The organism is Streptomyces sp. NPDC085460, from assembly GCF_044541975.1.
Lineage (GTDB): Bacteria > Actinomycetota > Actinomycetes > Streptomycetales > Streptomycetaceae > Streptomyces.
In genome coordinates, this window is the sequence record NZ_JBITTO010000005.1 from 357,556 (window position 1) to 370,284 (window position 12,729).

General features: G+C 70.0%; 10 protein-coding genes, 1 tRNA gene and 1 pseudogene. 5 read left to right on the plus strand and 7 right to left on the minus strand.

What is annotated here, in order from left to right; all coding sequences use genetic code 11:
* Window positions 1–9 precede the first annotated feature (9 nt).
* The gene (locus tag ACIGHB_RS15445) at window positions 10–1,806 is read right to left on the minus strand and encodes a bifunctional metallophosphatase/5'-nucleotidase (protein ID WP_399913312.1); all 1,797 of its coding nucleotides are present in this window, start codon (window positions 1,804–1,806) and stop codon (window positions 10–12) included.
* 162 nt (window positions 1,807–1,968) lie between these two features.
* Between ACIGHB_RS15445 and ACIGHB_RS15450 the strand changes: the two genes are divergently transcribed.
* The 4 genes from ACIGHB_RS15450 (at window position 1,969) to ACIGHB_RS15465 (ending at window position 6,753) form a co-directional block, all read left to right on the plus strand.
* Complete coding sequence (locus ACIGHB_RS15450) at window positions 1,969–2,649, plus strand: SIMPL domain-containing protein (protein WP_360314859.1); 681 nt, start codon at window positions 1,969–1,971, stop codon at window positions 2,647–2,649.
* A 147-nt stretch (window positions 2,650–2,796) separates the two neighbouring features.
* Window positions 2,797–4,224, plus strand: coding sequence for a pyruvate kinase (gene pyk, locus ACIGHB_RS15455; RefSeq protein ID WP_360314857.1), 1,428 nt, complete (start codon window positions 2,797–2,799; stop codon window positions 4,222–4,224).
* Between the two features lie 283 nt (window positions 4,225–4,507).
* Complete coding sequence (locus ACIGHB_RS15460) at window positions 4,508–6,001, plus strand: NCS1 family nucleobase:cation symporter-1 (protein WP_399913315.1); 1,494 nt, start codon at window positions 4,508–4,510, stop codon at window positions 5,999–6,001.
* Between the two features lie 26 nt (window positions 6,002–6,027).
* A complete protein-coding gene (locus ACIGHB_RS15465; protein WP_399913318.1) occupies window positions 6,028–6,753 on the plus strand; it encodes an aspartate/glutamate racemase family protein in 726 nt (241 codons plus the stop codon).
* A 157-nt stretch (window positions 6,754–6,910) separates the two neighbouring features.
* On the opposite strand, the pseudogene ACIGHB_RS15470 reads toward ACIGHB_RS15465, so the two are convergent.
* Both ACIGHB_RS15470 and ACIGHB_RS15475 read right to left on the minus strand, forming a co-directional pair.
* Window positions 6,911–7,093, minus strand: a pseudogene (locus ACIGHB_RS15470) (helix-turn-helix domain-containing protein); the annotation flags it as partial.
* A 110-nt stretch (window positions 7,094–7,203) separates the two neighbouring features.
* Window positions 7,204–7,276 (minus strand) — tRNA-Leu (locus tag ACIGHB_RS15475).
* 102 nt (window positions 7,277–7,378) lie between these two features.
* Between ACIGHB_RS15475 and ACIGHB_RS15480 the strand changes: the two genes are divergently transcribed.
* Window positions 7,379–8,032 carry a response regulator gene (locus ACIGHB_RS15480; RefSeq protein ID WP_360314851.1) on the plus strand — a complete coding sequence of 218 codons (654 nt, stop codon included), beginning with the start codon at window positions 7,379–7,381 and terminating at the stop codon, window positions 8,030–8,032.
* Window positions 8,033–8,104: 72 nt separating this feature from the next.
* Here ACIGHB_RS15480 and ACIGHB_RS15485 read toward each other — a convergent pair whose 3' ends face one another.
* The 4 genes from ACIGHB_RS15485 to ACIGHB_RS15500 are packed head-to-tail and all read right to left on the minus strand — an operon-like array spanning window position 8,105 to window position 12,662.
* The gene (locus ACIGHB_RS15485; protein ID WP_351100020.1) at window positions 8,105–8,821 is read right to left on the minus strand and encodes an ABC transporter ATP-binding protein; all 717 of its coding nucleotides are present in this window, start codon (window positions 8,819–8,821) and stop codon (window positions 8,105–8,107) included.
* Window positions 8,818–9,876, minus strand: coding sequence for an ABC transporter ATP-binding protein (locus ACIGHB_RS15490; protein WP_399913322.1), 1,059 nt, complete (start codon window positions 9,874–9,876; stop codon window positions 8,818–8,820). The genes ACIGHB_RS15485 and ACIGHB_RS15490 overlap by 4 nt, the downstream gene beginning before the upstream one ends.
* Window positions 9,877–9,879: 3 nt before the next feature.
* Window positions 9,880–11,736, minus strand: coding sequence for a branched-chain amino acid ABC transporter permease (locus tag ACIGHB_RS15495; protein ID WP_399913325.1), 1,857 nt, complete (start codon window positions 11,734–11,736; stop codon window positions 9,880–9,882).
* Entirely contained in the window at window positions 11,733–12,662 is a 930-nt protein-coding gene (locus ACIGHB_RS15500; RefSeq protein WP_189850607.1) for a branched-chain amino acid ABC transporter permease, read from the minus strand. Before ACIGHB_RS15500 ends, ACIGHB_RS15495 begins: the two co-directional genes overlap by 4 nt.
* Window positions 12,663–12,729 lie beyond the last annotated feature (67 nt).

Below are 12,729 nucleotides of genomic sequence, written 5' to 3' on the forward strand. Positions count from 1 at the left end.
GCGGGAGGACTAGAAGAACGGCACGCCGTCCCGGGTCAGCTTCCAGTCCACCGACGCGAACTGCCCCGGGTCGACGGTCCCCTTGGCCCGCACCCACTGGATGATCGTGTTGCGGATCTCGTCCGAGTTCGCCCACAGCTGCGGGGCGTCGGCGACGTGCGGGAAGGCGCCGCCGCCGGCGGCCCGGTAGTTGTTGACGGCGAGGACGAACCGGGCCGCCGGGTCGAGCGGCTCGCCCGCGAAGGCGAGGCCGGTGATCCGCTGCCCGGCGGGCCGGGCGATGTCGATCTCGTAGGTGAGCCCGGAGACGGCGTCGTAGTTGTAGTCCGGGGTGTTGTCCGCGTTGGTGAGCTTCGCGGTGTCGACGGGGGCGCCCGCCGGGGTCCGGACGTAGTACCTCGCCGAGTACTCCAGGTACTCCTTCAGCTGGGCGCCCGTCATCAGGCGGGCCTCCAGAGTGTTCTCGAAGGGGTAGAGCCCGGCGGCGTCCTTGATGGTGATCGCGCCGGCCGGGATGCGGGCGGTCCGGGAGAAGCAGGACGCCTGGGAGAGCACGGGCAGGGCGGCGTACTCCCCGCCGGCCAGCGCCGCCTTCACGGTCTCGGCCTGCACGACGTTGATCAGGTCGATGATCGGCTCGTCCTTCCACGGCGCGTCGGCCGTGGTCATGGCGGCGGTGGAGGTGCCGATGACCGTGTTGACGTACTCCACGACCTTCTTGTGCTCGTCGGCGAGGAGGCCGGTGATCTTCGGGTCCTCCTCGACGGTGTTGGAGTTGAGGACCCGGGCGGCGACCTTCTCCACCGTCCAGCGGCCCTTCGCCCACATGAGGTCGAAGTCGAAGAGGGTGAGGCGCTGGCCCCACTTCAGCGGCTCGGAGAGGACGACCTCCCGGCCGGTCTCCTTGTTGGCGATCCGGTACTCGGGGATCTCGGTGTGGGCGTGGCCGACGAGGATCGCGTCGATGCCGGGGACCTGCTCGGCGACGAGACCCGCGGCGTTCTCGACGTGGGGGAGCTGGTCGCCGTAGGAAGAGGTGCCGCTGGAGCCGGAGTGCGCGGAGACGATCACCACGTCGGCGCCCATGGAGCGCAGCTTCGGCACCCACTTCGCGGCCTGCTCCTCCAGGCCGGGGAAGACCATCTTGCCGTGGACGTTGGCCTTGTCCCAGATCGCGATGCCGGGGTTGGTCAGACCGAGGACCGCGACCCTGACGTCCCTGCCGTGCGGGGTGCGCATCCGGTGGAGGCTGTACGGCGGGAAGGCCGGGCGCAGCGTCCGCGCGTCGAGCGCGTTGGCGCCGAGCAGCGGGAAGTCGCACTGCTCCTCGAACTTCCGGAGCACCGGGATGCCGTAGTTGAACTCGTGGTTGCCGAGCGCGGCGGCGTCGTAGCCGATGGCGTTCATGGCCTGGGCCATCGGGTGGACCGGGCCGCCCTTGCGGGTGATGGGGTCGATCTTGGCGTAGTAGTACGAGAGCTGGGTGCCCTGGATGGTGTCGCCGGCGTCGATGAGGAGGGTGTTGCGGCGGCCCCTGTCGGCGCGGACCTGGTTCACCAGGGTGGAGATCTTGGCGAGGCCGACGTCGTTGTGGGCCTTGTCGTCGAACTCCTTGTCCGTGAAGTAGTCCCAGTTGAGGACGTTGCCGTGCAGGTCGGTGGTGCCCATGACGGTGAAGGAGTACCGCTTGGCCGGCCTGGGGCGGTGTCCGTGCGCCGCGGCGGGGGAGGCGGCCCCGGCCGTGAGGGCGGCCCCGGCTCCGATGGCGGCGGAGCTCTCCAGGAAGGTCCGGCGGTTCAGCGGCATGTGCGTACTCCTCGGTTCGTGGCGCGCTGTCAGGTGCACAACGCGCGTAGATTCTGGCTCAGACCTTTCTGCGGCAACAGCCCTTTCGGGTTACGGAGTGGGAAAGTGTTCGTATGGCACCGGTCATCGGTGCCGTCGGTCCCCGGCCAGGAGGAGTACGACGTGACGCACGCCCATCCCACCCCCGAGACCCCGCAGGTGACGGTCCGTGGCGAGGGCCGCCTCGAAGTCGAGCCCGAGCTGGCCAGGATCGCGGTGGCCGTCACCGCGCGAGGCGCGGACCGGGCCGGTGTGCTCGCCGACCTCACGCGGCGCAACACCGAGGTCCTCGACCTGATCAAGGCACGCGGGGCGGCCGTGTCCAAGCTGGAGACGGGCGGCTTCTCGGTCGCCCCCGAGCGGCCCCGCCGGGGGAAGGGCGAGGCGCGGGTCCACCGGGGCCACGTCCGGGTCACCGTCGAACTGACCGACTTCACCGCCCTCGGCGAGCTGGTGCCCGAACTCGCCGACCGGGAACAGACGGAGGTCAACGGGCCGTGGTGGGAGCTGCGGCCGGACTCGCCGGCCCACGCCGAGGCGCGCCGGCTCGCGGTGACGGAGGCCGTGCGGCGGGCGCGCGCCTACGCCGAGGCGCTGGGCACCTCGCTGGGCTCACTCCTCGAACTGTCGGACGCCGGGTCGGCGGAGCAGGGCGCCTTCCGGCGGGGCGGCTTCTACCCGGCCGCCGCCTCCTTCGCGGAGGAGGACGCCGGAGGGGCTCCCTCCCTCGACCTCGAACCGCAGCGGCAGGAGGTGACCGCCGAGGTCGTCGCGCGGTTCACGATGCTGCCGCCCGCACTCTGAGACGGAGGGTCCGGGGGCGTGAAAAACGCTCATCGGAGCAGTGCGGCGCACAGATTCAAGTCTTGTCAACAACGTTTCACGGAAAGGTTGTTGAGTAGTCATGCCCATCCCCCCGGCTACTGATGGGTAAGGCCCTAGGCTCGCCTCATGCGCCGAGCGAAAATCGTTTGTACCCTTGGGCCCGCCACCGAAACATACGACCAGATCAAGGCGTTGGTCGAAGCCGGTATGGACGTGGCCCGCCTCAACCTCAGCCACGGCACCTACGCCGAGCACGAGGAGCGTTACCAGCGGGTCCGCAAGGCGGCCGACGAGACCGGCCGCAGCGTCGGAGTCCTCGCCGACCTTCAAGGCCCGAAGATCCGGCTCGGCCGCTTCCGCGAGGGGCCGGTACTCCTTGAACGCGGCGACGAGTTCACCATCACCGTCGAGCCGATGGAGGGCGACCGCCACTGCTGCGGCACCACCTACTCCGGCCTCGCCGCCGACGTCACCGCCGGTGAGCGGATCCTCGTCGACGACGGCCGCGTCACCCTGGAGGTCACCTCCGTCGAGGGCCCCCGGGTGCACACCCGGGTCGTCGAGGGCGGCATGGTCTCCGACCACAAGGGGCTCAACCTGCCGGGCGTCGCCGTCTCGGTCCCCGCGCTCTCCGAGAAGGACGTCGAGGACCTCCGCTGGGCGCTGCGCACCGGGGCCGACGTCATCGCCCTCTCCTTCGTCCGCTCCGGCCGGGACATCGAGGACGTCCACCGGATCATGGACGAGGAGGGCCGCCGCCTCCCGGTCATCGCCAAGATCGAGAAGCCGCAGGCGGTCGAGAACATCGAGGAGATCGTCGCCGCCTTCGACGGCATCATGGTCGCCCGCGGCGACCTCGGCGTCGAGATGCCGCTGGAGCAGGTCCCGATCGTCCAGAAGCGCGCGGTGAAGCTGGCGAAGCGCAACGCCAAGCCCGTCATCGTCGCCACCCAGATGCTCGACTCGATGATCGAGAACTCCCGGCCCACCCGCGCCGAGGCGTCCGACGTCGCCAACGCCGTCATCGACGGCACCGACGCCGTGATGCTCTCCGGCGAGACCAGCGTCGGCCGGCACCCGGTCGAGACCGTCCGCACCATGAGCCGGATCGTGGAGGCCGCCGAGGAGGACGTCCTCGCCAAGGGGCTGCCGCCGCTGACCGAGCGGAACAAGCCCCGTACCCAGGGCGGGGCGGTGGCCCGGGCCGCCGCCGAGATGGGCGACTTCCTCGGCGCCAAGTTCCTGGTCGCCTTCACCCAGTCCGGCGACACCGTGCGGCGGCTCTCCCGCTACCGCTCGCCCATCCCGCTCCTCGCCTTCACCCCGGACCCGGCGACGAGGTCGCAGCTCAACCTGACCTGGGGCGTCGAGACCTTCCTCGGCCCGCACGTCGACTCCACCGACGCCATGGTCGCCCAGGTCGACGAGGAGCTGCTGCGGATCGGGCGCTGCAGGAAGGGCGACATCGTGGTGATCACCGCCGGCTCCCCGCCCGGCGTCTCCGGGTCCACCAACCTCGTCCGCGTCCACCACATCGGAGACCCGCTCTCGTAGGCGCGAGCACCGCCCCTCCGCAGGGACCGCGCGCGACGGTATACCGAAAAGAACCCCGCCACCAGCCTCGGTGGCGGGGTTCTGGCGTTCCCGGCCCGATTGGCATGCCAATCGGAAGTTACGGACCGGGAACCCTTGACGGGTCCTCTCGGCGAAAACTACGTTCTGTTGCGCGGAAATCGGCTTCCACTTTGTGGAAACGTCCGAATGCCCGCCCCCAACCTCCCTCGGTCGCCGGACCCCCCTGCCACACGGCGACCCAGAGCACCTGTGAGGGCCCCTGATGACCGCCCTGGACTCCACCCGGCCGCCCGAGACGGCGACACCGGCCGACGGAACCACCAGCTCCGTCCTCTACACCTACGACCTGGCCCCCACCAAGAAGGAAGGCCGGCGCTGGGGCGCGTACAACGTCTTCACCCTCTGGGCCAACGACGTGCACAGCCTCGGCAACTACGCCTTCGCCATCGGCCTCTTCGCCCTCGGCCTCAACGTCTGGGGCATCCTGGCCGCCTTCGTCCTCGCCTCGGTCCTGCTCTTCCTGCTCCTCACCCTCTCCGGCTTCATGGGCCACAAGACCGGCGTCCCCTTCCCGGTCATGAGCCGCATCGCCTTCGGCATCCGCGGCGCCAAGATCCCGGCCGCCGTCCGCGGCATCGTCGCCATCGCCTGGTTCGGCATCCAGACCTACCTCGCCTCCACCGTCCTCAGCGCCCTGCTGATCGCGATGTTCCCCGGACTGGGCGAGCTCGACGACAACTCCTTCCTCGGCCAGTCCGCCCTCGGCTGGATCACCTTCCTCGCCCTCTGGGCGATCCAGCTCGCCATCGTCAGCTACGGCATGCAGATGATCCGCCGCTACATGGCCTTCGCCGCACCGACCACCCTGATCACCATGAGCGCCCTCGCCGTCTGGATGTTCGTCCGGGCCGACGGCTCGATCTCCTTCTCCGTCGACGCCCCGCTCACGGGCGGCGCGATGTGGCTCCAGATCCTCCAGGCCGCCGCCCTCTGGGTCGTCATCTACGGCACCTTCGTCCTCAACTTCTGCGACTTCACCCGCTCCGCCCGCAGCCGCGCCTCGATCGTCCGCGGCAACGTCGTCGGCATCCCCGTGAACATGCTGTTCTTCGCCGTCATCGTGATCGCCCTCAGCGGCGCCCAGTTCAAGCTCGACGGCCGGGTCATCACCAGCCCCACCGACATCGTCCGCACCATCCCCAACATGGCGCTCCTCGCCCTCGCCTCCCTCGCCCTGATCGCCCTCACCGTCGCCGTCAACCTCCTGGCCAACTTCGTGGCGCCGATCTACGCCCTCATCGACCTCTTCCCCCGGAAGCTCGACTTCCGCAAGGCCGGCGCGGTCAGCGCGGTCCTCGGCCTGGCGATCCTGCCCTGGAACCTCTACAACAGCCCCGTCGTCGTCAACTACTTCCTCGGCGGACTCGGCGCCCTCCTCGGCCCGCTCTTCGGCGTGATCATGGCCGACTACTGGCTGCTGAGGAAGGCCAGGATCAACGTGCCCGACCTGTACAGCGAGGACCCGGCCGGCGAGTACCACTACCGCCGCGGCTTCAACCCCCGAGCCGTCGCCGCCTTCGTGCCCAGCGCCGCCGTCGCCGTCGCCGTCGCCCTCCTCCCGACCTTCCACGCCGTCGCCGGCTTCTCCTGGTTCGTCGGCGCCCTCCTCGGCGCCGGGGTCTACGCCGCGATCGCCGACCGCACCGCCCCCATCAGGGACGTGGACGGCGAAGCCATCGCCGTCGCCGCCGAATGAGCCGCCCTCCTACCGAAAGCCGCCCGATGCGCATCCTCGTCGTCAACGTCAACACCACACGGTCCATCACCGACGCCATCGGCAGGCAGGCGACGGCCGCGGCCTCACCCGGCACCGAGATCGTCCCGCTCACCCCCGCCTTCGGAGCCGAGTCCGTCGAGGGCAACTACGAGAGCTACCTCGCCGCCGTCGCCGTGATGGAGACCGTCCGCGCCCACCCCGAACCCTTCGACGCCGTCATCCAGGCCGGATACGGCGAACACGGCCGCGAGGGCCTCCAGGAACTCCTGGACGTCCCCGTCGTCGACATCACCGAGGCCGCCGCCACCACCGCCCTCTACCTGGGCCGCAGCTACTCCGTCGTCACCACCCTCGACCGCACGGTCCCCCTGATCGAGGAACGCCTCCACATCGCCGGCCTCGCCGCCCGCTGCGCCTCGGTCCGCGCCAGCGGCCTCCCCGTCCTGGCCCTGGAAGAGGACGAGGGGAACACGGTGGAGGCCATCGTCGAGCAGGCGGTCCGCGCGGTCGAGGACGACCGCGCCGAGGTGATCTGCCTGGGCTGCGGCGGCATGGCCGGCCTCGCCGAACGGGTCGTCGCCCGCACGGGCGTCCCCGTCGTGGACGGCGTCAGCGCGGCCGTGACCATCGCGGAATCCCTCGTACGCCTCGGCCTGACCACCTCGAAGGTGCGGACCTACGCGCCGCCCCGACCGAAGGCGATCCTCAACTGGCCCCCGGCGCGGGCGTGAACTGACACGCTGATCAGTGCTTGGGGCCCACGTGGGCGTCCATCAGCGCGACGGACGCCTTGCGGGCGACGGAGACGTTGTAGGGGTCGGTGTACCCAGCCGACCGCATGCTCCGGGAACACCGCGCGCAGGGACGCGGCGGCCTCCTGGCCGGGTCGGGCGCGCCGGGCGCGGGGCGGCACCGTGCGCAAGGCGGGAAGTGGCGGCAGCGAGGTGGGGGGCGCGCCTGCCAACTGCGGATGGCGGCGCGGGATATCCCGGTCTGCCTGCTGACAGAGCTCAGGCTTCGGCCTTGGGTGACGAGAGCGAGCGCCTGCTGGCGCGTATCGACGTCGTACATGTGGTCGAAAATGGTCGCGTCATTCCCGATTGCGGGTGCGGATGACCGGACTTCACGCGCGCGGGTGACGGATTCCCAACGGCTGGTCTCCCTTTGAATCGAAGGAGGAGTGCCCCGGGTGGGATTCGAACCCACGCTGAATGGTGTTTGAGACCATCGCCTCTTCCGCTGGGCTACCGGGGCGTCCTTCGAAACGAAGGTCATTGGCAACCTGCCGTGTCTCAAACATACAGGACCTAGGTAGGCTCATGTAGCAGCAGTTCTGCCCCGCAACGAGGAGCTCCCGTGACCGCCCCCGAGTCGCCCCAGCCCGCCGACGACGCCGACGGGTCCCACGTCCCGCCGCTGACCACCCGCGTCGTGATCGCCGAGGACGAGGCCCTCATCCGCCTCGACCTCAAGGAGATGCTGGAGGAGGAGGGCTACACCGTCGTCGGCGAGGCCGGTGACGGCGAGACCGCCGTCGAGCTGGCCCGCGAGCACCGCCCCGACCTCGTCATCCTCGACGTGAAGATGCCCAAGCTCGACGGCATCTCCGCCGCCGAGAAGATCGCCGGCGAGTCCATCGCCCCGGTCCTCATGCTCACCGCCTTCTCCCAGCGCGACCTCGTCGAGCGCGCCCGCGACGCCGGCGCCATGGCCTACCTGGTCAAGCCGTTCAGCAAGAGCGACGTGGTGCCCGCCATCGAGATGGCGGTCTCCCGCTTCGCCGAGCTGCGCGCCCTGGAGAAGGAGGTCGCCGACCTCTCCCAGCGTCTGGAGACCCGCAAGCTGGTCGACCGCGCCAAGTCGATCCTCCAGACCCAGTACGGCCTCTCCGAGCCGGCCGCCTTCCGCTGGATCCAGAAGACCTCCATGGACCGCCGCCTGTCCATGCAGCAGGTCGCCGAGGCCGTCATCGAGGACGCCGAGGAGAAGAAGGCCGCCAAGGGGCAGTAGCCCCGGCCCCGTACACGGCGGAAGGCCCGCCCCGCGCGATGCGGGGCGGGCCTTCTCGTGCCGTACGGGCGGTCAGTCCTCGCCGAGGTACGCCTTGCGGACGGACTCGTCGTGGAGGAGGTCGCCGCCCGTGCCCGAGAGCACGATCTTGCCGATCTCCATCACGTGACCGTGGTCCGCGAGCGCCAGCGCGGCCTGGGCGTTCTGCTCGACGAGCAGGATCGTGGTGCCCTGGGACTTCAGCTCGGCGATCGTCGCCATGATCTTCTGCATCATGATCGGCGAGAGGCCCATGGAGGGCTCGTCGAGCATGAGCAGCTTCGGCTGGGACATCAGGGCCCGGCCCATGGCGAGCATCTGCTGCTCACCGCCGGAGAGCGTGCCCGCCGCCTGCTTGCGACGCTCGCCCAGGATGGGGAAGAGGTCGTAGGCGCGCTGCACGTCCTTGGCGATGCCGGCGCTGTCCTTGCGGAGGAAGGCGCCGAGGAGCAGGTTCTCCTCGATGGTCATGCGCGGGAAGATGTGCCGGCCCTCGGGGGAGTGGGCCAGACCCAGCGAGACGATCTTGTGCGCGGGGATCTTGCGGAGGGACTTGCCCTCGAACTTGATCTGTCCGCCGACCGGCTTGAGGAGCCCGGAGAGGGTCCGCAGGGTGGTGGTCTTCCCGGCGCCGTTGGTGCCGATGAGGGTGACGACCTCGCCCGCCTCCACGGAGAAGGAGATGCCCTTGACGGCCTCGATCTTTCCGTAGGCGACGCGCAGGTCCTCGACTTCGAGCAGTGCGGTCATGCGTCGTTCTCCTTGCCCGGAGCGGCGTCCTTCGCGGTCTTGGCCGCGTCCGCCGGGGTGTCGTCCTCGGCCGGGGTCTCCTCCGCCGGAGCGTCGTCGGCGCCGGCGTCGTCCGCCGGAGCGTCCTCGGCCGGTGCGTCGTCCGCCGGTGCGTCGTCGGAGGTGTCGTCACCCGACGCGGCCTCGTCCGCCGCCGCGTCGGCCGTCTCGGCCTCGGCCGCCGGGGTCTTCGCCGCCGGGGTCTCGTCGATCGGCTCGCCGAGGTACGCGGCGATGACCCGCTCGTCGCTCTGGACGGTCTGGCTGTCGCCCTCGATCAGCTTCTGGCCCTGCACGAGCACGGCGACCCGGTCGCACAGGTTGAAGATGAACCGCATGTCGTGCTCGATGACGAGCACGGCGATGCCCATGTCCCGGATGGCGAAGATGAGTTCCTCGGCCGCCCGGGTCTCCTGCGGGTTCATGCCGGCGGTCGGCTCGTCCAGCAGGATCAGGCCCGGGTCGCTCGCCAGCGCGCGGGCGATCTCCAGCTTGCGCTGCTCGCCGTACGGCAGGTTCTTGGCGAGGTGCTGCGCCTTGTGCGCGAGGCCGATGAACTCCAGGAGCTCCATCGCCCGCTTCTCGGAGGCCGCTTCGGCCTTCTTGAAGCCGGGGCCGCGCAGCAGGGCGGACCAGAGGCCCTCCTTGGTGCGGGTGTGCCGGCCGACGAGCACGTTCTCCAGGACCGTCATGTTGTTGAAGAGACGGATGTTCTGGAAGGTACGGGCGATGCCGGCGGCGGTGACCTTGAAGGACTTCGGCGGCAGGACCTGGCCCTTGTAGCGGACCTCGCCCTCGGTGGGCACGTACAGGCCCGTCAGGCAGTTGAAGAAGGTGGTCTTGCCGGCGCCGTTGGGGCCGATCAGACCGACGATCTCGCCGCTGTTGACGGTGAGGTTCACATCGCGGACGGCGGTCAGTCCGCCGAACCGCATGGTGACCCCGCGTGCGTCGAGCACGGTCTCGCGGGCGGCCGGCTCCGCGGCGGCGCCGGCCTTGGTGGTGGTCGTCGTCATGGTTCAGACACCTGCCTTGGCGGGCGTAGCGGCCGGCTCGTTCTTCTCTTCGTGCTCGTGGAACTCCAGCTGACGCCGCTTGTCCGCGATGATGCCCTCCGGACGGAAGCGCATGATCAGCACGAGCGCGACGCCGAAGGCGAAGAGCTGGTACTCGCCCATGAACTGGAGCTTGTTCGGGATGAGGAAGAGCAGGGCCGCGCCGACCAGCGGGCCGCTCATCGTGCCCATGCCGCCGAGGACGACGGCCGCGAGCAGGAAGGCGGAGTTGGGCGGGATCGGACCGGCGAAGAGGTACTGCTCCGGGGTCACCGTGTAGGTGACGTGGGCCTGCACCGTGCCGGCGAGACCGGCGAGGCCGGCGCCGAGGGCGAAGGCGATCAGCTTCACGCGGAAGCCGTTGATGCCCATCGCCAGCGCGGCGGTCTCGTCCTCGCGGATCGCGACCCAGGCGCGGCCGATGCGGGAGTTGCCGGAGCGCTTGAAGACCAGCACGACGACCGCGGTGATCAGCAGCATCAGGAAGAAGTAGTTGGCGAAGCGGCCGATGGTGAAGCCGGCGATGGTGTGCGCCTGGCCGAAGTCGAACCCGAAGAAGTTCAGGTTCGGGATGGACGCGATGCCGTTGGAGCCGTTGGTGATGTCCGGGCCCGAGGTGCCGTCGGTGTTCATCACCGTGATGCGGAAGATCTCACCGAAGCCGAGCGTGACGATGGCGAGGTAGTCGCCGCGCAGCCGCAGGGTCGGGGCGCCGATCAGGACGCCGAAGACGACCGAGGCCGCGGCGCCGACGAGGATCGCCGCCCAGAAGGGGAAGTGCACGCCGAAGGGGGAGGTCGGGGCGCCCGAGACGAGGGCCGCCGCGTAGGCGCCGACGCCGAGGAAGGCGACGTAGCCGAGGTCGAGCAGACCGGCGAGGCCGACGACGATGTTCAGGCCCAGGGCCACCGTGGCGAAGATCAGGATGTAGACGCCGAGCGTCGCGTACTGGTCGTCGGTCTGGGTGAAGGGGAACAGCGCCGCGGCGATGAAGGCGCCCGCGATCGACAGGTTCTGGTGCTTGGCGGTGAGCTGCGTGAGCTGCTTGAGCAGGCCGGAGGCGCTGATCGCGGCGAAGCCGAGGCCGGCCGTGATCAGGAAGCCGAGGAACAGCTCGTCGTACTCGGTGCCGATGCCGTACGTGAAGACGCTGAGCGCGATGCCGAGGGCGACCGCGATGATCAGGATCTCGACGGCGGACGGGAGCGGCGGGAGCTTCCGGGCCGGGCGCGGGGCGGCGAAGGCGGCCTTGAAGGAGGTCCAGCCGTTGCCGGCGCGGTGCTTGAACTGGTCCCAGCCGGTGTCCTCCGGGTCGACCGGCAGCACGGCCGGGCGGGTGAAGGGCAGGCAGAGCGCGGCCAGCAGGGTGACGAGGGAGGTGACGGCGACGACCACGCCGCCGGGCTCCAGGTTGACGAGCCCGCCGAGCTCGATGCCGATCGCGCCGACCGTGAACCACGTGGTGGCGAAGGTGGCGAGCGCGCCGAAGCGGACCGCCGCGTCGGCGCCGGCCGGGGTCAGCCAGCCGGTGCCCTTGATCCCGTAGGAGGAGAGGGCGAAGACGGCGGTCAGCACGCCGGTCACGAGGACCTGGAGCTGGAGACCGGCCGGGTAGCCGTAGACGGTGAGGTCGCCCGGGAAGGTGTGGTCCCAGGTCCAGGCGAGGAAGCAGCCGGCCACGGTCAGGACGGCGCCGGCGAGGACGACGGCGCGGGCGATCCGCTCCGGGAGGAAGCCGATCAGGCCGCGGTCGGCGGTCTTCGCGGTCTCCTCGGCGGTGGGTGCCTTGGGGTTCTCGGAGATGGTGGTCATGGTGCTCACGCCCTGTCCGCGACGCGCTCGCCGAGCAGGCCCTGGGGCCTGGCGAGGAGGACGACGATGAGGAGTACGAAGGCCCAGACGTTGGCCCAGGACTGGCCGCCGAGCTGCTCCATACCGGGGATCTGGTCGACGTAGGCGGTCGCCATCGTCTCGGCGACGCCGAGGACGAGGCCGCCGATCATGGCGCCGTAGATGTTGCCGATGCCACCGAGGACGGCCGCGGTGAACGCCTTGAGTCCGAGGAGGAAGCCCATCTTGTAGTCGACGACGCCGTACTTGAGGCCGTAGGCGACGGCGCCGACGGCGGCGAAGATGGCGCCGAGGGCGAACGCGATCACGATGATGCGGTCGGTGTTGACGCCCATGAGCTTCGCGGTGTCCGGGTCCTGCGCCGTGGCCTGCATGCCGCGCCCGGTCCGGGTGCGCATGACGAAGAAGGCGAGGAAGGCCATGCAGATCGGGGCCGCGATGACGAGGAAGACGTCACCGGTCTGGATGGTGACCGGGCCCAGCTCGATGGGGCCGCCGGGGATCTGCGGGAAGGTGCGCGCGGACTTGGCCTCCGGGTACCAGACCCAGACGGCGTACTGCAGGGCGAGCGAGAGGCCGATGGCCGTGATGAGCGGTGCGAGCCGCGGGCCTCCGCGGAGCGGGCGGTAGGCGAACCGTTCCGCTCCGACGGCTATCGTCGTCGCGACGATCACGGCACCGATGATCATGAGGGGGAGCGCGACCCACATGCTGGTGCCGCCGGGCAGGATGAGCCAGACCGTGAGGGCACCGAAGCCGCCGGTCATGAAGATCTCGCCATGGGCGAAGTTGATGAGCTGGACGATGCCGTAGACCATCGTGTAGCCGACGGCGACCAGCCCGTACATGGATCCCAGTAGCAGGCCGTTGACCAGCTGCTGCGGCAGTTCGTTCACCGCATTGTCCTCCGAGACTTTCGACGGATATGACACCGCGCGGGGTGCCGGTTGTGTGCGGCCCCCC